Source organism: Streptomyces sp. JLBG701 (assembly GCF_058544905.1).
The window spans coordinates 7081397-7105317 of record NZ_CM178588.1; the positions used below are offsets into that span (position 1 = coordinate 7081397).

Annotated in this window: 22 protein-coding genes and 1 riboswitch; of the genes, 12 read left to right on the forward strand and 10 right to left on the reverse strand. The window is 70.5% G+C overall.

The window, feature by feature from the left end; genetic code table 11:
* Positions 1-231: 231 nt before the first annotated feature.
* On the reverse strand, positions 232-1116 hold the full coding sequence (locus AC5DRG_RS32840) for a DMT family transporter (protein WP_491813224.1): 885 nt from the start codon (positions 1114-1116) through the stop codon (positions 232-234).
* An 84-nt stretch (positions 1117-1200) separates the two neighbouring features.
* Positions 1201-2457, reverse strand: a complete 1257-nt coding sequence (gene rocD, locus AC5DRG_RS32845) for an ornithine--oxo-acid transaminase (protein WP_491803108.1) — start codon at positions 2455-2457, stop codon at positions 1201-1203.
* 44 nt (positions 2458-2501) lie between these two features.
* Positions 2502-2591, forward strand: a riboswitch (ZMP/ZTP riboswitch).
* 32 nt (positions 2592-2623) lie between these two features.
* On the opposite strand from rocD, the gene AC5DRG_RS32850 reads away from it, so the two are divergent.
* A complete protein-coding gene (locus tag AC5DRG_RS32850) occupies positions 2624-4087 on the forward strand; it encodes a glycine hydroxymethyltransferase (protein ID WP_491803109.1) in 1464 nt (487 codons plus the stop codon).
* Between the two features lie 121 nt (positions 4088-4208).
* On the opposite strand, the gene AC5DRG_RS32855 is transcribed toward AC5DRG_RS32850, so the two are convergent.
* From AC5DRG_RS32855 to AC5DRG_RS32865, 3 genes are all read right to left on the reverse strand, one after another.
* Positions 4209-4931 (reverse strand): hypothetical protein, encoded by a 723-nt coding sequence (locus AC5DRG_RS32855; protein ID WP_491803110.1) that lies wholly within the window; start codon positions 4929-4931, stop codon positions 4209-4211.
* A gap of 309 nt (positions 4932-5240) precedes the next feature.
* Positions 5241-6167: a hypothetical protein gene (locus AC5DRG_RS32860; RefSeq protein WP_491803111.1), complete on the reverse strand. Its 927-nt coding sequence runs from the start codon at positions 6165-6167 to the stop codon at positions 5241-5243.
* Positions 6154-6771 carry an RNA polymerase sigma factor gene (locus AC5DRG_RS32865; RefSeq protein WP_491803112.1) on the reverse strand — a complete coding sequence of 206 codons (618 nt, stop codon included), beginning with the start codon at positions 6769-6771 and terminating at the stop codon, positions 6154-6156. The genes AC5DRG_RS32860 and AC5DRG_RS32865 overlap by 14 nt, the downstream gene beginning before the upstream one ends.
* A 99-nt stretch (positions 6772-6870) precedes the next feature.
* Here AC5DRG_RS32865 and trpS point away from each other — a divergent pair, with 99 nt between their 5' ends.
* Together trpS and AC5DRG_RS32875 are read left to right on the forward strand one after the other, a co-directional pair.
* Positions 6871-7884: a tryptophan--tRNA ligase gene (gene trpS / locus AC5DRG_RS32870; protein WP_491803114.1), complete on the forward strand. Its 1014-nt coding sequence runs from the start codon at positions 6871-6873 to the stop codon at positions 7882-7884.
* 180 nt (positions 7885-8064) lie between these two features.
* A complete protein-coding gene (locus AC5DRG_RS32875; protein WP_491803115.1) occupies positions 8065-8643 on the forward strand; it encodes a 2'-5' RNA ligase family protein in 579 nt (192 codons plus the stop codon).
* 121 nt (positions 8644-8764) lie between these two features.
* On the opposite strand, the gene dprE2 is transcribed toward AC5DRG_RS32875, so the two are convergent.
* Positions 8765-9520 (reverse strand): decaprenylphospho-beta-D-erythro-pentofuranosid-2-ulose 2-reductase, encoded by a 756-nt coding sequence (dprE2, locus tag AC5DRG_RS32880; protein ID WP_491803116.1) that lies wholly within the window; start codon positions 9518-9520, stop codon positions 8765-8767.
* Between the two features lie 11 nt (positions 9521-9531).
* On the reverse strand, positions 9532-10887 hold the full coding sequence (gene dprE1 / locus AC5DRG_RS32885) for a decaprenylphosphoryl-beta-D-ribose oxidase (RefSeq protein WP_491803117.1): 1356 nt from the start codon (positions 10885-10887) through the stop codon (positions 9532-9534).
* A 178-nt stretch (positions 10888-11065) separates the two neighbouring features.
* Here dprE1 and AC5DRG_RS32890 point away from each other — a divergent pair, with 178 nt between their 5' ends.
* Genes AC5DRG_RS32890 through AC5DRG_RS32905 form a run of 4 tightly spaced genes read left to right on the forward strand, consistent with a single transcriptional unit; the run spans position 11066 to position 13896 of the window.
* Complete coding sequence (locus AC5DRG_RS32890) at positions 11066-11575, forward strand: phosphatase PAP2 family protein (protein ID WP_491813225.1); 510 nt, start codon at positions 11066-11068, stop codon at positions 11573-11575.
* Positions 11568-12512, forward strand: a complete 945-nt coding sequence (locus tag AC5DRG_RS32895; RefSeq protein WP_491803118.1) for a decaprenyl-phosphate phosphoribosyltransferase — start codon at positions 11568-11570, stop codon at positions 12510-12512. The genes AC5DRG_RS32890 and AC5DRG_RS32895 overlap by 8 nt, the downstream gene beginning before the upstream one ends.
* A complete protein-coding gene (locus AC5DRG_RS32900; RefSeq protein ID WP_491803119.1) occupies positions 12509-12967 on the forward strand; it encodes a GtrA family protein in 459 nt (152 codons plus the stop codon). Before AC5DRG_RS32895 ends, AC5DRG_RS32900 begins: the two co-directional genes overlap by 4 nt.
* The gene (locus tag AC5DRG_RS32905; RefSeq protein WP_491803120.1) at positions 12955-13896 is read left to right on the forward strand and encodes a YihY/virulence factor BrkB family protein; all 942 of its coding nucleotides are present in this window, start codon (positions 12955-12957) and stop codon (positions 13894-13896) included. The genes AC5DRG_RS32900 and AC5DRG_RS32905 overlap by 13 nt, the downstream gene beginning before the upstream one ends.
* Here the strand turns inward: AC5DRG_RS32905 and AC5DRG_RS32910 are convergent.
* Positions 13850-15145: a D-alanyl-D-alanine carboxypeptidase family protein gene (locus AC5DRG_RS32910; RefSeq protein WP_491803121.1), complete on the reverse strand. Its 1296-nt coding sequence runs from the start codon at positions 15143-15145 to the stop codon at positions 13850-13852. The genes AC5DRG_RS32905 and AC5DRG_RS32910 overlap by 47 nt on opposite strands.
* Positions 15146-15236: 91 nt before the next feature.
* On the opposite strand from AC5DRG_RS32910, the gene AC5DRG_RS32915 reads away from it, so the two are divergent.
* The 4 genes from AC5DRG_RS32915 to AC5DRG_RS32930 all read left to right on the forward strand — a co-directional run bounded on the left by AC5DRG_RS32915 (position 15237) and on the right by AC5DRG_RS32930 (position 19080).
* Positions 15237-15479 (forward strand): SCO4848 family membrane protein, encoded by a 243-nt coding sequence (locus AC5DRG_RS32915; RefSeq protein ID WP_491803122.1) that lies wholly within the window; start codon positions 15237-15239, stop codon positions 15477-15479.
* A gap of 22 nt (positions 15480-15501) precedes the next feature.
* The gene (locus AC5DRG_RS32920) at positions 15502-16746 is read left to right on the forward strand and encodes a metallophosphoesterase (RefSeq protein WP_491803123.1); all 1245 of its coding nucleotides are present in this window, start codon (positions 15502-15504) and stop codon (positions 16744-16746) included.
* Positions 16747-16986: 240 nt separating this feature from the next.
* Positions 16987-18543, forward strand: coding sequence for an ABC transporter substrate-binding protein (locus AC5DRG_RS32925; protein WP_491803124.1), 1557 nt, complete (start codon positions 16987-16989; stop codon positions 18541-18543).
* A gap of 126 nt (positions 18544-18669) precedes the next feature.
* Complete coding sequence (locus AC5DRG_RS32930; RefSeq protein WP_491803125.1) at positions 18670-19080, forward strand: ATP-binding protein; 411 nt, start codon at positions 18670-18672, stop codon at positions 19078-19080.
* 42 nt (positions 19081-19122) lie between these two features.
* Here AC5DRG_RS32930 and AC5DRG_RS32935 read toward each other — a convergent pair whose 3' ends face one another.
* Together AC5DRG_RS32935 and AC5DRG_RS32940 are read right to left on the reverse strand one after the other, a co-directional pair.
* Entirely contained in the window at positions 19123-20652 is a 1530-nt protein-coding gene (locus AC5DRG_RS32935) for a sensor histidine kinase (protein WP_491803126.1), read from the reverse strand.
* Positions 20649-21335, reverse strand: a complete 687-nt coding sequence (locus AC5DRG_RS32940; protein WP_491803127.1) for a response regulator transcription factor — start codon at positions 21333-21335, stop codon at positions 20649-20651. The genes AC5DRG_RS32935 and AC5DRG_RS32940 overlap by 4 nt, the downstream gene beginning before the upstream one ends.
* A 176-nt stretch (positions 21336-21511) precedes the next feature.
* On the opposite strand from AC5DRG_RS32940, the gene AC5DRG_RS32945 reads away from it, so the two are divergent.
* Entirely contained in the window at positions 21512-23920 is a 2409-nt protein-coding gene (locus tag AC5DRG_RS32945; RefSeq protein WP_491813226.1) for an MMPL family transporter, read from the forward strand.
* Position 23921: the final 1 nt, after the last annotated feature.

A 23921-nucleotide genomic window follows, 5' to 3' on the forward strand; every position in this document is an offset into this window, starting at 1 on the left:
TCGGTGGGGAAGGTGGGCTGGATGATGTGAGGGAGCTGATGTGGGTGAGGGGCTGATCGCGTGCGAGGACGACGACCGCCACCCCGAACCCCCACCCACCCCGAAGAGGCCGCACTTCTCAGCGCCGGTCCAGGCAAATTCAGCCCGTCTGGGGGTCCCCCCTCTGGGGGAGTTTGAGGACGAGGCCCTTCGGGCCGAAGGGGGGGTCTGGGGGCGCAGCCCCCAGGACGGTCACCCCGAGACACCCGCACGCCCCCCACCCCGACCGCCGGAGGCACCCGCACGATCCTCGGCCCCACCGCCGGAGGCCGGCGCTTCCCCGAACCGCGCCAGAGCCAACGCGCCCCCAACAGCGACGCAGAACCCCACCACCGCCAGCCACGTCAGCCCGTCCCGCGTACGGTCCCCGAGCCACACCACGCCCACCGCCGCCGGCCCGATCGTCTCGCCGATCACCATCCCGGCGGTAGCCGTGGTGACCGAGCCCCGCTGAAGGGCCGAGGTCAGCAACAAAAAGGCCGCACCCCCACCGACCAGCAGGGCATACGTCGCCGGATTGGCGAGCAGCTCCGGCACCTCGAGCGAGTCGATCAACCGCACCGACACCTCCACCACCCCGAACCCGAACCCGGCCCCCAGCCCAAGCACCAACGCCCGCCCCCGCCCGGACCACCGCCCACCGACCAGCCCGAGCAACAACACACCGACGGCAACGGCGAACATCGCCCACTTCAACTCAGTCGACCCCGCCCGATCCCCCTCCGCCCCGGACGCCAGCCCCAACATCGCGAGCCCGGCGCACACCACCCCCACCGCACCCCACTCCACCCCGCTCAACCGCACCCGCAGCAGCCACGCCGCGACCACCCCCGTCACCGCGAGACTGGACGCGAGGGCCGCCGCGACCGCGTAGATGGGGATCGACCGCAGCGCCGCGATCTGGAACACGAACCCCACCCCGTCCAACCCCAGCCCGACGAGATACCGCCACTGCCGCAACGCCCGCAGCAACAGCGCGACGTCCCCACCCGCCCCGGTACTCGCGGCCCGCGCGGCGACCGCCTGCAACACCGTCGCAGTACCGAAGCAGACCGCCGCCCCAAGGGCACACACCATCCCGAAGATCACAAAGCGACTGTAGGGGAGGGGACGGGGCGACCGTCCCTTCCGGACTCGCGGAACGCACCCCGGGTGGTGACCTCACCCCCCGGACAGCACCCCCCGCAATTGGTCCAACCCCCAGTCCAGATCCTCCTTCCCGATCACCAACGGCGGCGCGATCCGGATCGTCGCCCCATGTGTGTCCTTCACCAGCACGCCCCGATCCATCAACTTCTCGGAGACCTCCCGCCCGCTGCCGTACGCCGCAGCGATGTCGACCCCCGCCCACAGCCCGCGCCCGCGCACGGCGGTGACCGGGCCCGTGCCGGCCAGCGCGCCAAGCTCCCGGTGCAGATGCTCGCCCAGCTCAGCGGCCCGCGCCTGGTACTCGCCGGTCCGCAGCATCGCGATCACCTCCAACGCCACCGCACAGGCCAGCGGATTCCCGCCGAACGTCGACCCGTGCTCGCCCGGCCGGAACACCCCCAGCACCTCCGCACTCGACACCACGGCCGACACGGGCACGACCCCGCCACCGAGCGCCTTCCCGAGGACATACACATCGGGTACGACCCCCTCGTGCTCGCACGCGAAGGTGCGTCCCGTCCGCCCCAGCCCCGACTGGATCTCGTCGGCGACGAACAGCACGTTCCGCTCCCGGGTCAGCTCCCGTACCGCCGGCAGATAACCGGCCGGCGGCACGATCACCCCCGACTCGCCCTGGATCGGCTCAAGCAGCACCGCCACCGTGTTCTCGGTCATCGCCTCCCGCATCGCCGTCAGATCCCCGTACGGCACGATCGCGAACCCCGGCGTGTACGGCCCGAAGTCCGCCCGCGCCTCCAGGTCCGTGGAGAAGCTGATGATCGTCGTCGTACGGCCGTGGAAGTTGTTGCCCGCGACCACGATCTTCGCCCGCTCCGGCGGCACGCCCTTGACCCGGTACCCCCACTTCCTGGCCGTCTTCAGGGCCGTCTCCACCGCCTCCGTACCGGTGTTCATCGGCAGCACCAGCTCCATCCCGCACAGCTCGGCCAACTGCTCGCAGAACGCCGCGAACCGGTCGTGATGAAACGCCCGCGACGTCAGCGTCACCCGATCCAGCTGCGCCTTCGCCGCCTCGATCAGCCGCCGGTTGCGGTGCCCGAAGTTGAGCGCCGAGTAACCGGCCAGCAGATCCAGATACCGGCGCCCCTCCACATCGGTCATCCACGCACCGTCGGCGGTGGCGACGACCACCGGCAGCGGGTGGTAGGTGTGCGCGCTGTGCGCGTCGGCTGCGGCGATGAGTGCTTCCGTAGCGGTCACGGCGTCTCCCGGGTGTGAGGGTGACTCCCTTCTTATCGTCGCCCGCATGGTGGACGCAGGAGCCGCACCGTTCGGCACGCCCGGTAGGCTGACCGGCGGGCCGTGACTGGCGCGCTGGGATGGGACCGACCATCGGGGAGCGGCCCGAGCTGCAATGTGTGCCGTGCGCCTGGGCCGTACCGTGAACGCCGAACGCCACGTCCGGAGGTCCCCGATGCCCGACAATTCTGTGCCTCTCTCCGCCCTCTCCAACGAGTCCACCGCCTTCCGTGCCGCCCTCGATGTGATCCGTGCCGTCGAGCCGCGCGTCGCCGACGCCATCGGCCAGGAGGTCGCCGACCAGCGCGAGATGCTCAAGCTGATCGCCTCCGAGAACTACGCCTCCCCGGCCACCCTGCTCGCCATGGGCAACTGGTTCAGCGACAAGTACGCCGAGGGCACCATCGGCCGCCGCTTCTACGCCGGCTGTCGCAATGTCGACACCGTCGAGTCCCTCGCCGCCGAACACGCCAAGGAACTCTTCGGCGCCCGCCACGCCTACGTCCAGCCGCACTCCGGCATCGACGCCAACCTCGTCGCCTTCTGGTCCGTCCTGGCCCAGCGAGTCGAGGTCCCCGCCCTGGAGAAGGCCGGCGTCCGCCAGGTCAACGACCTCTCCGAGGCCGACTGGGCCGAACTTCGCCAGGCCTTCGGCAACCAGCGCATGCTCGGCATGTCCCTGGACGCCGGCGGCCACCTCACCCACGGCTTCCGCCCGAACATCTCCGGCAAGATGTTCGACCAGCGCTCCTACGGCACCGACCAGGCCACCGGCTTGATCGACTACGAGGCGCTGCGGGTGTCCGCCCGCGAGTTCAAGCCGCTGATCATCGTCGCCGGCTACTCCGCCTACCCCCGTCTCGTGAACTTCCGCATCATGCGCGAGATCGCCGACGAGGTCGGTGCCACGCTCATGGTCGACATGGCGCACTTCGCCGGTCTCGTCGCCGGCAAGGTCCTGAACGGCGACTTCGACCCGGTCCCGCACGCCCAGATCGTCACCACGACCACCCACAAGTCGCTGCGCGGCCCGCGCGGCGGCATGGTCCTGTGCGACGACTCCCTCAAGGACCAGGTCGACCGCGGCTGCCCGATGGTCCTCGGCGGCCCGCTCCCGCATGTCATGGCCGCCAAGGCCGTCGCCCTCGCCGAGGCCCGTCAGCCCTCCTTCCAGGACTACGCCCAGCGCATCGTCGACAACTCCCGCGCCCTGGCAGAGGGTCTGATGCGCCGCGGCGCCATCCTCGTCACCGGCGGCACGGACAACCACCTCAACCTGATCGACGTCGCCTCCTCCTACGGCCTCACCGGCCGTCAGGCCGAGGCCGCCCTGCTCGACTCGGGCATCGTCACCAACCGCAACGCCATCCCGGCCGACCCCAACGGCGCCTGGTACACCTCCGGCATCCGCATCGGCACCCCCGCCCTGACCACCCGTGGCCTGGGCACCGCCGAGATGGACGAGGTCGCGGGCCTCATCGACCGCGTCCTCACCACCACCGAGGCGGGCACCACCAAGTCCGGCGCCCCCTCCAAGGCCGCTCACGTCCTCGACCCGAAGATCGCGGACGAGATCTCCCACCGGGCAACCGACCTCGTGGCCGCCTTCCCGCTCTACCCGGAGATCGACCTCGGCTGACCTCCAGACCACTGGTCGTAGCTCCACCCGCGGCGGTCCGGCTTCATGCCGGGCCGCCGCGTGGCGTATCAGCAGCTGTCGCCGATGCCGGCTCACCCGCCCCGCAGCTCCTGTGCTGGGCTCACACGTCCCGCAACTCCCGCCGGGGGCCCGGCTCCCGAGCCCGCCGCCACCGGTCCAACGGCAACTGTGAGGCGAACGGCCGCAGCACCAACGCCAGTACGGCTCCGGCCGCCAAGCCTGGTATCGCCCACCACCAGTCGGTGCCGCCGCCCGATCCCGGTGGGGTGGCCGCCGTCTCGGTGGTCGTCACGTCCTCCGTGTCGGCGTCTGACGCCTCCGGCGCCGACTGCAAGGGGGTCGGGCGGATGCCGGAGTTCCCCTGGGACGAGGGCTTGCCCATGACGCCCAGTTCCTTGAACAGGGTGCGCAGTTCGCCAGGGCGCTCAGCGCGGTGCCAGTAACCCTTCGAGAGCTCGGGGAGCTGTGTCGCCGTATGGATCCAGACGGCGTTGGAGTCGGACGCCGGGTATACGCGGTCGAACCGCCAGGGCGACACATCGTGCACCAACCACGTGACGTTGATCTGCCGGGAGTTCATCACATCGACCTCCGGCGGCCTGTCGCCGATGCCGGTGCCGGGTGGGCCGAGCAACTGCTCCAGCTCCAGGTACTCCTCGTCGGAGTAGTACAGCGACGCCGTCTCCGTGCTCACCGGCGAGGCCACCAGCACACTCGTCGGCCCGCCCGCCGCCGCGGACCACGCACCCCACACCATCAGAGCGAGCGTGACCGCCAACGCCCCGATCACCGCCGTCAGTTCACGAACCCTGCCTCTCCGCATCCCATCCCCCAACCGGTCGAGCCCAGTCCGGCCCGCTCGCGAGCCGCGTGTCACTTCTGGTACACCGCCCGACGCGGCGGGGTTCCCACCCCACGCGCACAATTTCGGGGATTCCCCGACCCCTCACCGAGGGCACATCAGGCTCGCTGGTCATGTTGGAGGGGGTGATTGGAGCGTTCGGGCCAGCTCGGCGGCAGCCGACCTGCGGCTTTCCCCTCGCCGCCTGGCCAAGGGGCCCAATCGCCGGGATGGGATACCCCCCACCAGCGGGCTCAGCGGCCCAGCCGGCCGAGAACCAGCAGAAACCGCTTAGCCGAAGGCCTCCCCATCAAGGGACTTCGCGATCCCCACCGCCCGCTCCTTCGACGCCACACCTTCGAGGCGGAGCGTCACGTCCCCGCTGCCCGGGTCATGCATCCACAGCAGGGTCGGCCCGGCGGTCCGCTGCTCGCGCGTGTAATGAGACCCGTCCCGGTCCACCAGCCAGAAACTCAGCAGGTGAGGCCGTGGAAACCACAGCGCGATGTCGTTCGGCGAGCCGATGCCCGAGGAGTCCCCGCCCAGCGGGATCCACTCCGGCTGTTCGCGCACGCTCTTGGCGAAGCTGACGTCCAGGCCTGCCGGATACTCGTCGAGCCGTATCGTCTTCCCCTGCTCGCGCCAGCACAGGCTCACCAGATATCGCCCTCGCGGCTCCCCAGTCACCGTCACCGCGTCCGGCGTGCCCAGCGCGTCCGGCACCACAGGCGCGAACCCGGCCTGCCGCTCCGCCTGCGCGAGCGAGACCGCCCGCCCACAGCCGGGCACCCCCGCCCCCGGCGAGGGCGTCGCCGTCGGGTCGTACCGCACCTCGACCCCGCCGAAGCCGAACCAGTCGACCACCGCCGCCCGCACCGGAGGCGTGAGCACGAGGACCGTCACCAGGCCGCACAGCACAGCGGTCAGTGAGCGCCACCGCACCCGAGTCCACTGGCCCACTGCTCCCAGCCGCGCACCGGCCCTTCGCGGCTCGGCCACCGGCACCGGCAGCCGCTCGGCGAGTATCTGCTCCAGCACCCGCTCGACCATCGACTCGGAGCCCGAGGCCCCGTCCGCCCCCGGCCCGTCCAGTGAGCGCCCGAGCGCCCGCAGCTCCTCGGGCAGCCAGGAGGCCTCCGAGCGCCGACGCCGCTCGCCGCCCTCACCGTCGTAGGACTCCTGTCCGCCACTCACATCCCGTCCGTCACCCACGCTCATCACCCCCTTCTCCATCCCGCCCTTCCCGAGGCCGGAAATCCGGCAGCAGTCGGCCCAGCCTGCGCAGGGCGCGGTTGAGCCGGGACTTCACCGTGCCGCGGGGCCAGCCCAGGGCCTGGGCGGTCTCGGGCTCGTCCATCTCCAGGAGATAGCGGTAGGTGACGACCAGGCGGTGCTCCTCGCTCAGCTGCTCCAGGGCGGCCAGCAGCGCCGCGCGGCGCTCCGTCTCCAGCGTGGCGACCGCCGGGTCCGCCGATTCCGGTATCAGCGGCTCCGCCTCAACGAAGGCCGCCTCACGACCGGCGAGCGTGCGCTGACGGGCAGCCGTCCGCACTGTGTTCCTCGTCTCATTGGCGACGATCGAGAGCAGCCACGGCTTGAAGGCCGAGCCGTCCCGAAATCTGCCCAGCGCGCAGTACGCCTTCACGAAGGCCTGCTGCACCACGTCCTCCGCGTCCGCACCCGCCCCGAGCGCCGCCGCCGCACGCAGTGCGATGCCCGTATGGGCCCGCACCAGCTCCGCGTACGCCTCCGGCTCTCCGGCGCGTACGCGTGCGATCACCGCGGCCTCATCGACGATGCGGCCCCCCTCCCGCGTCCTCACACTCTTGTTACACCGCCGGAGGCAGATCGGTTCCCACCTGTTTCCGAAGAGTCCGCGACCCGTTCCGGATCGGGCCCCAACACCTGAGAGAATGGGGCCATGGCCTCTGACCGACCCCGCGTGCTCTCCGGAATCCAGCCCACCGCAGGCTCGTTCCACCTCGGCAACTACCTCGGCGCCGTCCGCCAGTGGGTGGCCCTGCAGGAGTCCCACGACGCGTTCTACATGGTCGTCGACCTGCACGCGATCACGGTGCCGCAGGACCCGGCGGAGCTGCGCGCGAACACCCGCCTGGCCACCGCACAGCTCCTCGCGGCCGGCCTCGACCCGGAGCGCTGCACGCTCTTCGTCCAGAGCCACGTCCCCGAGCACGCCCAGCTCGCCTGGGTCATGAACTGCCTCACCGGCTTCGGCGAGGCCTCCCGCATGACCCAGTTCAAGGACAAGTCCGCCAAGCAGGGTGCCGACCGGGCGAGCGTCGGGCTGTTCACGTACCCGATCCTCCAGGTCGCCGACATCCTGCTGTACCAGGCCAACGAGGTGCCGGTCGGCGAGGACCAGCGCCAGCACATCGAGCTCACCCGCGACCTCGCCGAGCGTTTCAACGGCCGGTTCGGGCAGACCTTCACGATCCCGAAGCCGTACATCCTCAAGGAGACGGCGAAGATCTACGACCTCCAGGACCCGTCGATCAAGATGAGCAAGTCGGCGTCCACGCCGAAGGGCCTGATCAACCTCCTGGACGACCCGAAGACCACCGCCAAGAAGGTCAAGAGCGCGGTCACCGACACGGACACAGTCATCCGCTACGACGCCGTGGAGAAGCCGGGCGTCAGCAACCTGCTCACCATCTACTCGACCCTCACCGGCACCGGTGTCCCGGAACTGGAGCAGAGGTACGAGGGGAAGGGCTACGGTGCGCTCAAGACGGACCTCGCCGAGGTCATGGTCGAGTTCGTGACGCCGTTCAGGGAGCGCACCCAGCAGTACCTGGACGACCCGGAGACGCTCGACTCGATCCTGGCCAAGGGCGCGGAGAAGGCCCGCTCGGTCGCCGCGGAGACGCTCTCGCAGACGTACGACAGGGTGGGCTTCCTGCCCGCCAAGCACTGACGCCGCCGGACACCGGCACGCACCTCGCACACACACGTACCACCGGGCAGAGCGCTGCACATCACTACGCCTGCGCCTGCCCACAGCACAGCCGTGGCCGTACAGTCGATAGCCGGACGGCTGGGAACGAATCCGACAGGGATGACTCCGCCAGGGATGGCAGGGACGACAGGAGACGACGTGGGGACCGTAACGATCGGCGTGTCGATCGCGGTCCCGGAGCCTCACGGCAGCCTGCTCCAGGAGCGGCGCGCGGGCTTCGGCGACGCCGCGGCTCACGGCATCCCCACCCATGTCACCCTGCTGCCGCCGACGGAGGTCGACGACAGCGCCCTGCCGGCCATCGAGGCACACCTCACGGAGGTCGCCGGGACGGGCCGCCCCTTCCTGATGCGGCTGTCCGGCACCGGCACCTTCCGCCCGCTGTCGCCGGTCGTGTACGTCCGGGTCGTCGAGGGCGCCGAGGCCTGCACCTGGCTGCAGAAGCAGGTCCGCGACGCGTCCGGCCCCGTGGCACGTGAGCTGCAGTTTCCGTACCACCCGCATGTCACGGTGGCGCACGGCATCGACGACGACCTGATGGACCGCGCCTTCGCGGAACTCGCCGACTACACGGCCCAGTGGCCCTGCGCCGGCTTCGCGCTCTACGAGCAGGGCGCCGACGGGGTGTGGCGCAAACTGCGTGAGTTCGCCTTCGGGTCACCGGTGGTGCCGACGCAGGCGACGCATGTCGACCGGGGCTCGATCCCCACGTCTTAGCTCCGCACCGGCAGGCGTCAGGTTGTTCGTTCGGCGCGGGCCGGTGGGGGCTTGTCACGCAGTTCCCCGCACCCCCAAAAAGCAAGGGGCGCTGTGCCTCGCCGGAGTTCACCAGCACCGTCTAGATCGGCAGTCGCCTGAATACCCCCCGCGGCACATGCCGCAGCGCCGACATCACCAGCCTTAGTGCCCCTGGCACCCACACCGTCTCCGAGCGGCGCCGCAGTCCCAGTTCGATCGCCGTCGCTACCGCCTCCGGGGTGGTCGCGAGTGGTGCCTCCGGGAGGCCGGCCGTCATCTTCGAGTGGACGAAGCCGGGGCGTACGACCATGACGTGGACGCCCGTGCCGTGCAGGGCGTCGCCCAGGCCCTGGGCGAAGGCGTCCAGGCCGGCCTTGCTGGAGCCGTAGATGAAGTTGGAGCGGCGGGCGCGCTCGCCGGCGACCGAGGAGAGGACGACCAGGGAGCCGTGGCCCTGGGTCTGCAGCGCGCGTGCGCTGACCAGGCCGGCCGAGACCGCGCCCGTGTAGTTGGTCTGGGCGACCCGCACCGCGGCGGCCGGTTCGCGCTCGTCGTGCGCCTGGTCGCCGAGGACGCCGAAGGCGAGCAGCACCATGTCGACATCGCCCTCGGCGAAGACCTTGCCGAGCGTCGTCTCGTGGGAGTCGGGGTCGAGCGCGTCGAAGGCGACGGTGCGGACGTCGGCGCCCAGGGCGCGTAGATCGGCCGCGGACTGCTCCAGCGCGGGTGAGGGGCGCCCCGCCAGCCACACCGTGCGGGTGCGGCGGGCGATCAGGCGGCGGGCGGTGGCCAGGGCGATCTCGGACGTACCGCCGAGGACGAGCAGGGACTGGGGGATGCCGAAGGCGTCCTTCACGACAGGAGCTCCTAGAGGGCGAGACGGCGGGACAGGTCCGACACGAAGAGCCCGCGCGGATCCAGCTCCGCGCGCAGTGCGCGGAAGTCGTCGAGGCGCGGGTACATGGCGGCGAGGAGTTCGGGGCGCAGGCGGGAGTCCTTGGCGAGGTAGACGCGTCCGCCCGCGGCGGCCACCTCTTCGTCCAGTTCGTCGAGGAAGACGCCGAGTCCTGGCAGGCTCGCCGGGATGTCCAGGGCCAGCGTCCAGCCGGGCACGGGGAAGGACAGCCAGCCGGGGTCGGCTTCCCCGAAGCGCTTGAGGACGGCCAGGAAGGACGGGCACCGCTGCTCGGAGATGCGCCGCACGATCCGGCGCAGGGCGTCCTCCTGGCCGTATCCGACGGCGAACTGGTACTGCACGAAGCCGCTGCGGCCGTAGACGCGGTTCCAGTGGGGGACGCCGTCCAGGGGGTGGAAGAAGGTGGAGATCCGCTGGAGTTCGCCGGTACGCGCGCGTGGGGCCTTGCGGTACCAGAGCTCATTGAAGAGGCCCACTGTCGTACGGCCGAGCAGGCCCTCCGGGAGGAAGGTCGGGGCGGCCGGGAGCCGGGTGGTGCGGAAGGCCAGCGGGGCGCTACGCGCGCGTGTGCCTTCGGGGAGCGCGTCCAGGGGCGCGTGGTCGCCGCGTGTGAGGACCGCGCGTCCGGTCGCCGTGCCGCGTGCCAGCAGGTCGATCCAGGCGACCGAGTAGCGGTAGCGGTGGTCGGTGGCGGTGAGGCGGGCCATCAGGTCGTCGAGGTCGGTCGCGCGCTCGGAGTCGACCGACATCAGCGACGTCTCCACGGGCTGGAGGCGGATCGTCGCGGTCAGGATCACGCCGGTCAGGCCCATGCCGCCGGCGGTCGCGTCGAACAGGGGCGTGCCGTGGGCGGCGGTGCGGATCTCGCCGTCGGCGGTGAGGAGTTCGAGGGAGAGGACGTGGCGGGCGAAGGAGCCCGAGACGTGGTGGTTCTTGCCGTGGATGTCCGCGCCGATCGCGCCGCCGACCGTCACATAGCGGGTGCCGGGTGTGACGGGGACGAACCAGCCCAGCGGCAGGAGGACTTCCATCAGGCGGTGCAGCGAGACGCCGGCGTCGCACAGCACGGTGCCGCCGTCGGCGTCGATCGCGTGGATCCGGTCCAGGCCCGTCATGTCGAACACGGCCCCGCCGGCGTTCTGCGCCGCGTCGCCGTACGCCCGTCCCAGGCCCCGCGGGATGCCCCCGCGGGCCCCGCAGTCCCGGACGGCGGCCGCGGCCTCCTCGTACGTCCGTGGGCGAATCAGACGGGCGGCGGTGGGAGCGGTGCGGCCCCATCCCGTGACGGAAACGGTGTCGGCAGGCATATCGGTGACCGTATCGCCCCTATATCAACGATTGGTTCTAAAACATCAGCACACTCACCGAAATGGGTGATTAATGGGATGTCGCTCAATATTGCCGGAGTCGGGGCGGTGTCGGCGTGAACAGTGGGTCCACGTGGACGAATTCGACGACCTCGAAAACAAGCTCGACCTCGACACCATGGAACCCCGGACCATGGACCACCGAATCCTTTCGGCAATCCACGCATACGGCGCCGACCCGCGCGTGGCCGCCGCCGCGCGCACCCTGTCCCGGGCGGGCGAACACGGCGCCCTGTGGATCGCGGCGGGCCTCGCCGGAGCCGCCGCGGACGGCGCGCGACGCGGCGCGTGGTTGCGCGGAACGGCGCTCACGGCGGGCGCGCACGTCGCCAGCATGGGCGTGAAGCGCGTCGTGCGCCGTGCACGCCCCGTGCACGTCGCGCCCCTCGTGCGCACCGCCGGCCGGCACTCCTTCCCCAGCTCGCACGCCACCTCCGCGGCCGCCGCGGCCGTCGCGTACGGCGCCCTGGGCGCCCCCCTGATCCCGACACTCGCCGTCGCCATGTGCCTCTCCCGCATGGTCGTCGGCGTGCACTACCCCTCCGACGTGGCGGCGGGCGCCGCGCTCGGCGCACTCACCGCGCGGCTCGGCGCCCGCTGGATGACGGGAGGCCGGGCGCATGCCTGAAACGATTCTCCTGGAACAGCGCACCCACGCCCACGAACCCGCACCCACCCGCAAAGGCGGCCTCCTGGGCGGCCTGCTGCGCACCGCGCGCCCCAAGCAGTGGGTCAAGAACGTCCTGGTCGTCGCCGCCCCGGCCGCCGCCGGCCGGCTCTTCTCGGCCCACGCCGCCACCCAACTCGCCCTCGTCTTCGCCCTGTTCACCGCCTGCGCCGCCGCCGTCTACCTGGTCAACGACGCCCGCGACGCCGAGGCCGACCGCGCGCACCCCACCAAGCGGCGCCGCCCGGTCGCCGCCGGCCAGGTCCCCGTACCGCTCGCCTACGCCGTCGGCGGCACCCTCGCCGTCCTCGCTCCGGCCGCCGCGGCCTGGCTCACCACGCCCGCCGTCGCGGCCCTGCTGACCGCCTACATCGGCATGCAACTGGCCTACTGCGTCAGCCTCAAGCACGTCCTGGTCGTCGACCTCGTCGTCGTCACGACCGGCTTCCTGATGCGGGCGGTGATCGGCGGACTCGCGCTCGGCATCCCGCTCTCGCGCTGGTTCCTGATCACCACCGGGTTCGGCGCGCTGTTCATGGTGTCGGCCAAGCGCTACTCCGAAGCCGTCCAGATGGCCGGAAAGGCGGGCGCCACGCGCGCGTTGCTCACCGAGTACACCACGGGCTACCTGCGCTTCGTCTGGCAGCTGGCCGCCGGGGTCGCCGTCCTCGGCTACTGCCTGTGGGCCCTGGAGGCGGGCGGTGTCCCGCAGGCCGGCGTGCTGCCCTGGCGCCAGCTGTCCATGGTCGCCTTCATCCTCGCGATCCTCAGATACGCCGTCTTCGCCGACCGCGGCACCGCGGGCGAGCCCGAGGACGTCGTCCTGCGCGACCGCGCGCTCGCCCTCATCGGCCTGGCGTGGGTGGCGATGTACGGCCTGGCGGTGGCCAATTGGTGAGCCAGGCGGCGGGGCGGGCGCCACGCGCGCGTGCACCACGCGCGCGTGAGCTGCTCGGTTTCGCCGCCGCCGGCCTCGCCGCCTACGCCGCCGACCTCGCCCTGTTCACCTGGCTGCGCGGCCCCGTCGGCCTCGACCCGCTCACCGCCAAGACGCTCTCCTTCCTGGCGGGCTGCTCGGTCGCCTACGCGGGCAACGCGCTCGGCACCTACCGGGACGCCAGACCCCGCGGCCTGCGCCCCTACGCCGTGTTCTTCGCGGTGAACGTCGCGGGCGCCCTCGTACAACTCCTCTGCCTGGCCGTCAGCCACTACGCCCTCGGCCTCACCTCGCAGCGCGCGGACACCGTCTCCGGCGCCGGAATCGGCATGGCGCTCGCCACTGTCCTGCGCTTTTGGGGTACTCGCACATTGGTGTTCCGCAACGAGGGCAGAGTCGGATCATGGACTGGCTGAAGAAGCTCCCCGTCATCGGGCCGTTGGTGAGCCGCCTGATGACCACGCACGCGTGGCGGTCGTACGAGCGCCTTGACCGCGTGAAGTGGACGCGGCTGGCCGCCGCCATGACGTTCATCAGCTTTGTCGCGCTCTTCCCGCTGCTCACCGTGGCCGCCGCGATCGCCGCCGCCACGCTCAGCGAGTCACGGCAGAACGAGCTGGAGGACAAGATCGCCGAGCAGGTGCCCGGCATCGCCGACCAGCTGAACATCGACGGCCTGGTCGCGAACGCCGGCACCGTCGGCGTCATCGCGGGCGCCGTGCTCCTGTTCACCGGCATCGGCTGGGTCGGCGCGATGCGCGACTGTCTGCGCGCGGTGTGGGAGCTGCCGGACAGCGAGGAGAACCCGATCCTGGTCAAGGCGAAGGACACGGGCGTCCTCGTCGGCCTCGGCGGCGCCGTGCTGGCCACGATCGCCGTCTCCACCGTCGCCACCGCGATGATCGGCTGGATCACCGACGAACTCGGCATCGACAAGGGCGGCTGGGGCGGATTCCTGCTGCGCGTCGCCGCGTTCGCCGTCGCCGTAGCGGCCGACTTCCTGCTGCTCCTCTACGTCCTCACCCTGCTGCCCGGCGTCGAGCCGCCGCGCCGCCGCCTCCTGGTCGCCGCCCTGATGGGCGCGATCGGCTTCGAACTGCTGAAGCTGCTGCTCAGCAGCTATATGCAGGACGTGGCCGCGAAGAGCATGTACGGCGCGTTCGGCGTCCCCGTCGCCCTGCTGCTCTGGATCAACTTCACGTCGAAACTGGTGCTGTTCTGCGCCTCATGGACGGCGACGGGCAGCGCGGAGAAGACGGAGGAAGCCGAGGAGTCGGAGCAGCCGGACGAGCCCGACGTCAGCGACGGCGACGTACCAGGTCAGGCAGCGGCCACCGGCGGTTGACCAGGAAGGCGCCCGCCGCGAGCAGCACCAGCAGACCGCCCGTGATCGCGAGCGCGATCCCGACGCCGCTGGAGCCGTCCTCGGCGGAGGCGTTCGCCACCGGCTTCGTCGACGGGCTGGCGTCCTGCGTGCCGTCCGCCTCGCCGGAGGCGTTGGCGCCGGGCTGTGCGCTCGCGCTCGCCTGGGCGGTGCCCTTCGGCGCGACCAGCTCGCCCACCGGTGTCACCTTGCCGGCCGCCTTGAAGCCCCAGTCGAAAAGAGCCGCGGTCTCTTTGTAGACCTCGTTGTGATCGTCCTTCGACGGGTTCATGACGGTGACAAGGAGCACCCTGCCGTCGCGCTCGGCGACGCCGGTGAAGGTGGCGCCCGCGTTGGTGGTGTTGCCGTTCTTGACGCCCGCGATGCCCTGGTACACGGAGATGTCCGTGTCGCCGCTGAGCAGCCGGTTGGTGTTCTGGATCTCGAAGGACCCGCGGGTCGTCTTGCCCTTCTTCTTCGTCGTCTCGCCCGGGAACTTGGCCGAAACCGTCGAGCAGTACTCGCGGAAGTCCTTCTTCTGCAGCCCGGAGCGGGCGATGAGGGTGAGGTCGTACGCCGACGAGACCTGCCGGGGAGAGTCGTAGCCGTCGGGGCTGACCACGTTCGTGTCGAGGGCCTGGAGCTCCTCGGCGTGCTCGTTCATCTCCTTGACGGTGTTGGCCACGCCGTCGTTCATCGCGGACAGCACGTGGACCGCGTCGTTGCCGGAGCGCAGGAAGACGCCGAGCCACAGGTCGTGGACCGTGTACGTCTCGCCTTCCTTTATCCCGACCATGCTGGAGCCGGAGCCGATGCCCGCCAGGTCCGAGGGCACGACCTTGTGCTTCGTCGACGCCGGGAACCTCGGCAGCACCGTGTCGGCGAACAGCATCTTCAGGGTGCTCGCCGGGGGCAGCCGCCAGTGCGCGTTGTTCGCGGCGAGCACCTCACCCGACTCGGCGTCCGCGACGATCCACGAGCGGGCGCTCAGATCCTTGGGCAGCACCGGGGCGCCGGTGCCGAGGTCGACCTGCGCACCGGCCTGGCCGAGGCGGGTGCCCCCGACGCTCGACATGTTCGCCGGGGGAGTGGCCGACGGACTGGTCGAGGGACTGGCCGAGGAACTCGGGCTCGGGGCCGCGAGGACGGGACCGGCGGTCAGCGCGAGGGACAACAACGAGGCGGAAGTGACCAGCAAGGATCGCCTGCCGGTCTTTGTGGGTGCGGACACGGTCGAGAACGTACATGTAGCGGGCCGTGAAGTCCCGCCGCCCACCCCACCCCGGCCACGGAGCCGGACGTACGGCGGCGATACTGAACTCATGAAGCTCAGCCGCCCCGTCTCCTGGTTCCTGCTCGCCTTCGGGGTGTGGAGCTGGGTCATTTGGGTCACTTTCGTAAAGAACCTGGTCAAAGACGGCAGCGGGCTCGCCTTCGACGACGCGGGCGACCCGACAGCGTACTTCTGGGTGCATCTGACGCTCGCCGTCGTCTCCTTCGTATTGGGGACGGTCGTCGGCGGCATCGGGTTGCGCTCGGTGCGCGCACTGCGCCGCACGTCATAGCGAGGGACGGAAAAGACAAACAGTGGTCATTCTCCTGCTGCTTGCCGTGGTGGCCGTGCTCGGCCTCGGGCACTGGTACCTCTGGCGCCGCCTGGTCCGCGACACGACCCGCGGCCCGGGCGTTGCCCGCCGGGCCGGCACCGTGCTGTTCGTCGCCGCACCCGTCCTGATGGTCACGGCCCTGATCGCCGAGCGCGGTGGCGCGCCCTTCTGGCTCCAGCAGACCCTGGCCTGGCCGGGCTTCCTGTGGATAGCGCTGTTGATGTACCTGTTCCTCGCGGTCGCGGTGGGGGAGGTCGTACGACCACTGCTGCGGAGGTTCCTGGAGCGGCGGGCGCGGGTGGAGGCGGCCGTACCGGAGCGGGAGCCGGAGCCGGTACCGGCGGGGGCGGCACAGCCGCACGCACCGGAATCCGAGGCGCCACCTCGCCTGATCGCGGCCCCTTCCCGCCGCCTGTTCGTCTCCCGTGTCGTCGGCGGTGCCGCGGCGGCGGCCGCTGTCGGGACCGTCGGCTACGGCACGTACGGCGTGCTGCGCGGCCCGCGCGTGAAGCGGGTGACGGTTCCGCTGACCAAGCTGCCGCGCGCGGCGCACGGTTACCGGATCGCGGTGGTCAGCGACATCCACCTGGGCCCGGTCCTCGGCCGGGGTTTCGCCCAGAAGGTCGTAGACACGATCAACTCGACGCAACCGGATCTGATCGCGGTCGTAGGCGACCTGGTCGACGGCAGCGTGAAGGACCTGGGACCGGCGGCGGCACCCCTGTCCCAACTCAAGGCCCGCCACGGCTCGTTCTTCGTCACCGGCAACCACGAGTACTTCTCCGGTGCCGAGCAGTGGGTCGAGGAGGTACGGCGCCTTGGCATCCTCCCGCTGGAGAACGAGCGCAAGGAGCTGGCGTGGTTCGACCTCGCCGGTGTCAACGACATCGCGGGCGAGAGCGAGGGCCAGGGCCCCGACTTCACCAAGGCCCTCGGCGACCGGGACACGACACGCGCGTGCGTCCTCCTGGCCCACCAGCCCGTCCAGATCGACGATGCCGTCACCCACGGCGTAGACCTCCAACTCTCCGGCCACACCCACGGCGGCCAACTCTGGCCCGGCAACTTCGTCGCCTCAGCGGCCAACCCAACCCTGTCCGGCCTGGACCGCTACGGCGACACCCAGCTCTACGTCAGCCGCGGCGCGGGCGCCTGGGGCCCGCCGACCAGGGTGGGCGCCCCATCGGACATCACGCTGATCCAACTGGCCTCGCGGCAGGCGTGAGGGGGCCTCGCCCGTCAACTCCGGCCCGGTGTAGGCCTGTTCGGCCGGAGGCCATCAGATGCCCGTGGAGAACGCCAGGTGAGGCACCTGTGCGCTTGCTGTGAAACTCGCCGGTAACAGACCCTCGGTAAGTTCTTTCCCATCTCAACAGATAACTCTTCCCCCAGGTGAAACCGCTGTGGTTAGGTGAGCCCGCCACCAGGGGGGTGGCATATGCGCTGGGGCCTGGGGAGGGCACCGATGCGATCGGTTCGCATGCGGATTCTTGCGACGCTGCTGGTGTTGGCGGCGATCGGTGTGGGCGGCTGGCAGTTAATGCCGTCGGGGGGTGACAAGAACAAGACCATCAGGGTCGGCACGTCGGACAACGTGACGTCGCTCGACCCGGCCGGCGCCTATGACGCCGGCTCCTGGGCCCTGTTCAGCAACGTCTTCCAGTCACTGCTGACCTTCGAACCGGGCGCCGCCTCACCCGTGCCGGACGCGGCGAAGAGCTGCACCTTCACGGACAGCGCCCTGCGCACCTACCGCTGTGAGCTGCGCGAGGGCCTCACCTTCCCGAGCGGCCGCGAGATGACCGCCGAGGACGTGAAGTACTCCTTCGACCGGGTCCTGAAGATCAACTCCCCGGTCGGCCCCGCCCCATTGCTGTCCACGCTCGCCTCGGTCGACGCGAGCGATCTCGTCGTCACCTTCCACCTCAAGTCGGCCGACGCCACCTTCCCGTTCAAGGTGGCCACCGGCGCCGGCTCGATCGTCGACCACACCAAGTACGCGAGGAACAGCCTCCGCACCGACGCCGGCGCCGACGGCACCGGACTGTACGAACTGACGTCGTACAAGCGGAACAAGAAGGCCGTCCTCGCCCCCAACGGAAACTACCAGGGCGCTGTCGACGGCACCGGCCGGCCCATCGAACTCCTCTATTACAAGGACGCGGACACCCTCAACAAGGCCTGGAACGCGAAGCAGTTCGACGTCGCCACCCGCCAACTGCCCCCCGACGTCCTCGCCGACCTCTCGCCGAGCGACCCCGGCCAGCGCGTCTCGGAGGTCGACAGCTCCGAGACCCGCAACCTGTACCTCAACGTCCGCGCGTCCTCGGCCCTGCACGACCCCCGCGTACGCCGGGCGATGGCCTGGCTGATCGACCGCGGCTCGCTCGCCGCGGACGTGTACGAGGGCACCGTCGACCCCCTGTACTCGCTGATCCCGACCGGCATCCTCGGCCACACCACATCCTTCTTCGACGCCTACCCGAACCCCAGCGTCAAGAAGGCCCGCGCCCTGCTCGAAGAGGCCGGCGTGAGCCTCCCGGTCACCTTCACCTACGGTTACGGCGAGGGCAGCGGCGTCGCCGACCAGGAAGCCGCCGAACTCAAGCGGCAGTTGGAGGCCGGCGGCCTGTTCAAGGTGAAGGTCGAGGGCTACGAGTGGACCTCGTTCCAGAAGCTCTGGGCCACCGGAAAACTCGACGCCTACGCGGTCGGCTGGGTCGCCGACTTCCCCGACGCGGACACCTACGGCGGCCCCCTCGTCGGCACCGGCGGCTCGATGAGCACCGGATACAGCAGCAAGGAGGTCGACCGGCTGATTCAGGTCAGTCAGGGCTTCGACGACCGCACCCAGGCTTCGGACTACTTCCGTGAACTCCAGTCGAACGTGGCACGCGATGTGCCCGTCATCCCGCTGTGGCAGCGCAAGGAGTACGTCGTGAGCAGCGAGGACATCGGCGGCAGCCAGTATCTTTCGGACGGCACCGGGGTCTTCAGGCTCTGGCGCCTCGACTGGCTGTGACGGGATCTGACGGAATCCGACGGGATCTGACGCGATCTCGTGGGCGGAACATTCGCCCAAGTGACGCCGGGAAGCATCCCGACGCAGCACCATGTGACGGAGGTGTGCGCGGGGTGAGGAGCAAACGTGCTGAGACGCAACTCCTTCCGGCTGCCCCGGCATCCGGCTTCCGTCGGTCTCGCCCGGCGCCGGGTACGCGACCACCTGACCGACTGGGGCCACGGCCCCGGCGATCCGGCCATCGAGGACGTCGTGCTCCTGGTCTCCGAACTGGCCACCAACGTCGTACGCCACGGCCCGCTCCTGGAGCGCGAGTTCGAGGTCGCGGTCACCGCCCTGGCCGACGGCTCCTGTCTCATAGAGGTCTCCGACGAGGGCCAACTGGAGCCCCGCCTGAGGGTGGTGGGCGACTGGGAGGAAGCCGGCCGAGGCCTGCACCTGGTGGAGAACATCGCCGCGGCCTGGGGCGTCTGGAGCCGCGGCCGCCACGGAAAGACGGTCTGGGCCCTGGTACCGGCCGACTCCCGACCGCTGTGACAGCGGCAAGTGGCTCTACTGGTTCTACTACTTCTACTGGTTCTACGACGGTATCGGCGCCCGCGCCGGCAGCGTGACCGTCACCGCCAGCCCCTCGCCCGGCGCCGTCCGTACCGCCACCTCACCGCCGTGCGCCAGGACGACCCCCTGCACGATCGCCATGCCGAGCCCGCTGCCCGCGCCGCCGCCGGCCCGGAAGAACCGGTCGAAGATGCGCGCCGCGTCATCCTCCCCGAGCCCGGGACCCTTGTCCTCGACACACAGCCGTACGACCCCGTCCTCCCGCTCCACCCCGAGCCGCACCGGCACGTCGGCGGGCGTGTGTGTGCGCACGTTGCCCACCAGGTTCCCGAGTATCTGCCGCAGCCCCGACTCGTCGGCGTGGACAAGGAGCGCGCCGTCGGCGCCGACCGTGACGGGCCGCTGCGGCTGCTGCACCCGAAGATCCTCGGCCGCGTCCCGCACCAGGCAGCTCAAGTCGACGTTCCGGAAGCGCAGTTGGGGCTCCTGGTCGAGGCGGGCGAGGCACAGCAGCTCCTCGACCAGCCGGCCCATCCGGTCGGCCTCCGACATGACTCGCTCCCACGCGCGCGTGCGCTCGGCCGGTTCGGTCAGCATCCCCTTGTCGTACAGCTGGAGGTAGCCGCGTATCGCGGACAGCGGGGTGCGCAGCTCGTGGGAGGCGTCGGCGACGAAGCGGCGCAGCTGGGCCGCGGTGCGCTCGCGCGTGCGGTAGGCCGACTCGACCTGGTGGAGCATCGAGTTGAGGGCGAGCCGCAGCTGCTCCACCTCAAGGGAGGCCTCGCGGCTGGACGGGACGCGCCGGGTGAGGTCCCCCTCGGCGATCGCCGACGAGGTCTCCACCATGTCCTCCAGCGGCTGCATCCGGCGGCCGACGCTGAACATCGTGAGCACCGCGAGCAGCATCAACAGCATGGTGCCGACGGCGAGATCGAGCCTGAGCGCCTTGCTGAGGACCCCGTGCAGGGTGCTGGTCGAGGTGGCGAGCAGCACGGTCGTACCGTCGGCGAGCCGGGTGGCCGTGACCCGGTAGGGGTCGCCCTTCACCCTGATGTCGTGCGGTTCGGCGTCGCGGGCGAGGGCGGCCGGGTCGTCCACCGCGTCGGCGAGCGCCCGCTGGTTGGCGGTCGGCGCGAAACCGGCGACGGAGGCGGGGTGTCCCTGCTTGTCCACGACCGTGAAGATGCCGTTGGACACCAGATCGTCGGCGTCCGTGGCGGAGGAGCCGGAGGAGTCAGAGTCGGAGGCGCCGCCCGCGAACCTGTCCTTCATGGCGATCAGGACGCTCAGCGAGTCGATCTGGTCCAGCGTGAGCCGGGAATCGCCGATCGAGTCGCGGGTGCTCATCAGCTCCGTGTCGACGCTGTCGAGCAGATAGACCCGCATGCCCATCACGCTCACGGCGGTCGCCACGACGATGCCGAGGGCGAGCAGCACGACGTTCGCCAGCGTGAGCTTCACCCGCAGCGAGTGGATCCCGCGCTTGCAACGGAAGGGTCGCAGCCAGTGGGCGCCGGGATGCGGATATGGATGCGGATGGGGTCGCCTCATGCCAGCCCGTATCCGACGCCCCGCCGCGTGGTGATCACGGGCGCTCCGAGCGCGTCCAGCTTGCGCCGCAGATAGCTGATGTAGGTCTCGACGACGGTCGACTCCGGCGGCGTGTGCTCGTACTGCCAGACATGGCGCAGGAGTTGCTCCTTTGGCACGATCCGGCCGCTGTTGCGCACCAGGAAGCGCAGCAGCGCGTACTCGGTGGGGGTGAGTTCGACCGAGCGGCCCTCGCGGTGCACCGAGTACGTCGTCTCGTCCAGCTCCAGATCGCCGTAGCGCAGGGGCGGGCGCTGCGGGAGGACGTCGTCGGGGCGGGTGCGCCGCAGGACGGCCGTGATCCGGGCGACGACCTCGTCGATGTTGAACGGCTTGGTGATGTAGTCGTCGCCGAAGCCGAGGGCGCCGACGATCTCTGCGGGCGCGTCCCGCGCGGTCAGGAAGACGAGTGCCAGGTCGGGGCGGCGGGCGCGCAGTTCGCGGCCCAGGGCGCGGCCGTCGCCGTCCGGGAGCATGACGTCTAGCAGCGCGATGTCGGGCCGGGTCCGCTCGGCGAGGGCGAGGGCCTCGCGGACGGTGCCCGCGGTCATCACCTCGAAGTGGTGGTAGCGCAGGGCGATGGTGAGGACGTCCGCGATGCTCGGTTCGTCCTCCACCACCAGCACGGTGCCTGGAGCCGTCATGCCCCCAGTATCGGCGGGGCCACTGACAGTGGGGCCCGTTCGGTGCTTTGGAGTTCCTTGAGAGTCATGGCCGGGTCATGTCCACGCACGCGTGCCACCGCCAATGCTGTTGCCCAGGACCTGGGGGACCAACCGATCAACTCGTCACTGATGAAGGAGTGTTGAGCGTGGCGGCATTGGCACGGTGGTGCTATCGGCACCGGCTGGTGGTCCTGTTGCTGTGGGTGGGGGCGCTGTTCGGACTGGGCTTCGCGGGTTCGGCCGCGGGCACGAACTACGCGGACACCTTCTCTCTTCCCAACACGGACTCCAAGAGTGCGTACGACCTGATGGAGAAGGCCTTCCCGGAGCGGGCGGGCGACACCGACACGGTGGTGTGGAAGGTTGACAGCGGATCGGTGCGGGACGAGTCCGTACGGTCCCGGATCGAACCCGCGCTCGTCGAGATCGGCAAGATGAAGGGTGTCGGCGACGTCACCGATCCGTACGCGGCGGGGGGCGCCGCGCAGATCAGTGAGGACGGGCGGATCGCCTACGCCCAGGTCACCTTCGCCGAGCAGGCGAATGCGGTGCCCAAGGAACTGGTCCAGGACGTCGTCGACACCGCGCAGGACGCCGAACGCGCCGGCCTCGACGTGGAGTTGGGCGGTCAGGCGATCCAGCGCGTCCAGGAGCCGCCGACCGGCCTCGCCGAGCTGGTGGGCGTCGCGGCGGCCGCGATCGTCCTGTACCTGGCCTTCGGCTCGTTCCTCGCGATGCTGCTGCCGATCGGCATCGCCATCTTCGGCGTGGGAACCGGCATGTTCTCGACCCAGCTCCTCAGCCATGTCACGAACGTGCCCGAACTCGCCTCGCTGCTTGCCACGTTGATCGGCCTCGGCGTCGGCATCGACTACGCGCTGTTCATCGTCACCCGGCACCGGCGCGGCCTCATGCGCGGCGAGAAGCCGGAGGACGCGGCGGTCAAGGCCCTCAACACCTCGGGCCGGGCAGTGCTGTTCGCGGGTGGCACGGTGGTCATCGCGCTCGCCGGAATGCTGGTGATGAACATGCGCTTCCTGGACGGTGTGGTCGTCGGCACGGCGGTCACCGTCGTGCTGAGCGTCCTCGCGGCGGTCACCCTGCTGCCCGCGCTGCTCGGCCTGCTCGGCACCCGGGTGCTCAGCCGCCGCCAGCGGCGCAGGCTCGCCGCCGAGGGACCGCAGCCGGAGCGTACGAGCGGCCTGGCGGTGCGCTGGTCCGCGAACGTCGAGCGGAACCCGCGGAAGGTCGCCGCGCTTGCCGTCGTCGTCATGGCGGTCCTCGCGCTGCCTCTGCTGTCGCTCCGGCTCGGTACGACCGACCAGGGCAACGACGACGCGTCCACGACGACCCGGCAGGCCTACGACCTGCTGGCCGAGGGCTTCGGTCCCGGCTTCAACGGCCCCCTGCAGGTGGTCACGGAGAGCCCCGACACCGCCGGCCTGGTCACGAGCATCCGCGCGACCGAGGGAGTCGCCCAGGTGGTCGCCCTGCCGCCCGGCCAGGGTGTCACGGTGATCCAGGTCGTGCCGACCACGTCCCCGCAGTCCGTCGAGACGGACGAGCTCATCGACACCCTGCGCGACCAGGTGATCCCGGACGCGGGCGTCACCGCCCACGTCGGCGGCGTGACAGCGGTCTCCAAGGACTTCTCGTCCGTGACCGCGGACCGGCTGCCGTACTTCGTCCTGGCCATCATCGGCCTGGGCTTCCTGCTCCTCATGGTCGCCTTCCGCTCGATCGTCGTACCGCTGACAGCCGCGGTGATGAACCTGATCGCCGCGGCCGCGTCCTTCGGCGTACTCGTGGCGGTCTTCCAGTACGGCTGGGGCCTGGACCTACTGGGCCTCGGCAAGGAAGGCCCGATCAACTCCTTCCTGCCCGTCATCATGCTCTCGCTCCTCTTCGGCCTCTCGATGGACTACCAGGTGTTCCTGGTGAGCCGGATGCACGAGGAATGGGTGCACACGAAGGACAACGCGCGGGCGGTCCGCGTCGGCCTGGCGGAAACCAGCCGGGTCATCAACTCCGCCGCCCTGATCATGGTCTGCGTCTTCCTGGCCTTCGTACTGAGCGGTGACACGGGTGCCGCGATGGCCGGCGTCGGCCTGGCGGCAGCGGTAGCCCTGGACGCCTTCATTCTCCGTACGGCCCTGGTCCCGGCCGCGATGCACCTGCTGGGCAACTCCAACTGGTGGCTGCCCGTCGGCCTGGAGAAGCGGCTTCCGCACCTGGCGGTGGAGCCGAAGGAGGACGCGGAGACCGAGGCGCCGGCCGCGTCGGAGGGCGGCGCGTCGGTGGTCCACGGCTTCATCCGCACCGGCGACGGCGACCCCGTCGAGGGCGCGTCGGTGACCCTCCTCACGAAGGGCGGCCGCCAACTGGACCACGTGACGTCCCTGGCGGACGGCTCGTACATCCTGTCGGTCCCGGCACCGGGCGCCTATCTGCTGTCGGCCACGTCACCGTCGTACGGCTCACGCGCGCGGAACGTCGTCGTCGACGGCGAACCGCTGGTGTACGACGTGGAGTTGGTGGAGGGAGAGGTGGACGCGGTGAACTGAG

Excerpts from the sequence above, each read along its gene's own strand:
- AC5DRG_RS32840 (WP_491813224.1), bottom strand. The coding sequence starts at position 1,116 with ATGGTGTGTGCCCTTGGGGCGGCGGTCTGCTTCGGTACTGCGACGGTG.
- rocD (WP_491803108.1), bottom strand. The coding sequence starts at position 2,457 with ATGCGGGCGACGATAAGAAGGGAGTCACCCTCACACCCGGGAGACGCC.
- AC5DRG_RS32850 (WP_491803109.1), top strand. The coding sequence starts at position 2,624 with ATGCCCGACAATTCTGTGCCTCTCTCCGCCCTCTCCAACGAGTCCACC.
- AC5DRG_RS32855 (WP_491803110.1), bottom strand. The coding sequence starts at position 4,931 with ATGCGGAGAGGCAGGGTTCGTGAACTGACGGCGGTGATCGGGGCGTTG.
- AC5DRG_RS32860 (WP_491803111.1), bottom strand. The coding sequence starts at position 6,167 with ATGAGCGTGGGTGACGGACGGGATGTGAGTGGCGGACAGGAGTCCTAC.
- trpS (WP_491803114.1), top strand. The coding sequence starts at position 6,871 with ATGGCCTCTGACCGACCCCGCGTGCTCTCCGGAATCCAGCCCACCGCA.
- dprE1 (WP_491803117.1), bottom strand. The coding sequence starts at position 10,887 with ATGCCTGCCGACACCGTTTCCGTCACGGGATGGGGCCGCACCGCTCCC.
- AC5DRG_RS32890 (WP_491813225.1), top strand. The coding sequence starts at position 11,066 with ATGGAACCCCGGACCATGGACCACCGAATCCTTTCGGCAATCCACGCA.
- AC5DRG_RS32895 (WP_491803118.1), top strand. The coding sequence starts at position 11,568 with ATGCCTGAAACGATTCTCCTGGAACAGCGCACCCACGCCCACGAACCC.
- AC5DRG_RS32905 (WP_491803120.1), top strand. The coding sequence starts at position 12,955 with ATGGACTGGCTGAAGAAGCTCCCCGTCATCGGGCCGTTGGTGAGCCGC.
- AC5DRG_RS32915 (WP_491803122.1), top strand. The coding sequence starts at position 15,237 with ATGAAGCTCAGCCGCCCCGTCTCCTGGTTCCTGCTCGCCTTCGGGGTG.
- AC5DRG_RS32925 (WP_491803124.1), top strand. The coding sequence starts at position 16,987 with ATGCGATCGGTTCGCATGCGGATTCTTGCGACGCTGCTGGTGTTGGCG.
- AC5DRG_RS32935 (WP_491803126.1), bottom strand. The coding sequence starts at position 20,652 with ATGAGGCGACCCCATCCGCATCCATATCCGCATCCCGGCGCCCACTGG.
- AC5DRG_RS32940 (WP_491803127.1), bottom strand. The coding sequence starts at position 21,335 with ATGACGGCTCCAGGCACCGTGCTGGTGGTGGAGGACGAACCGAGCATC.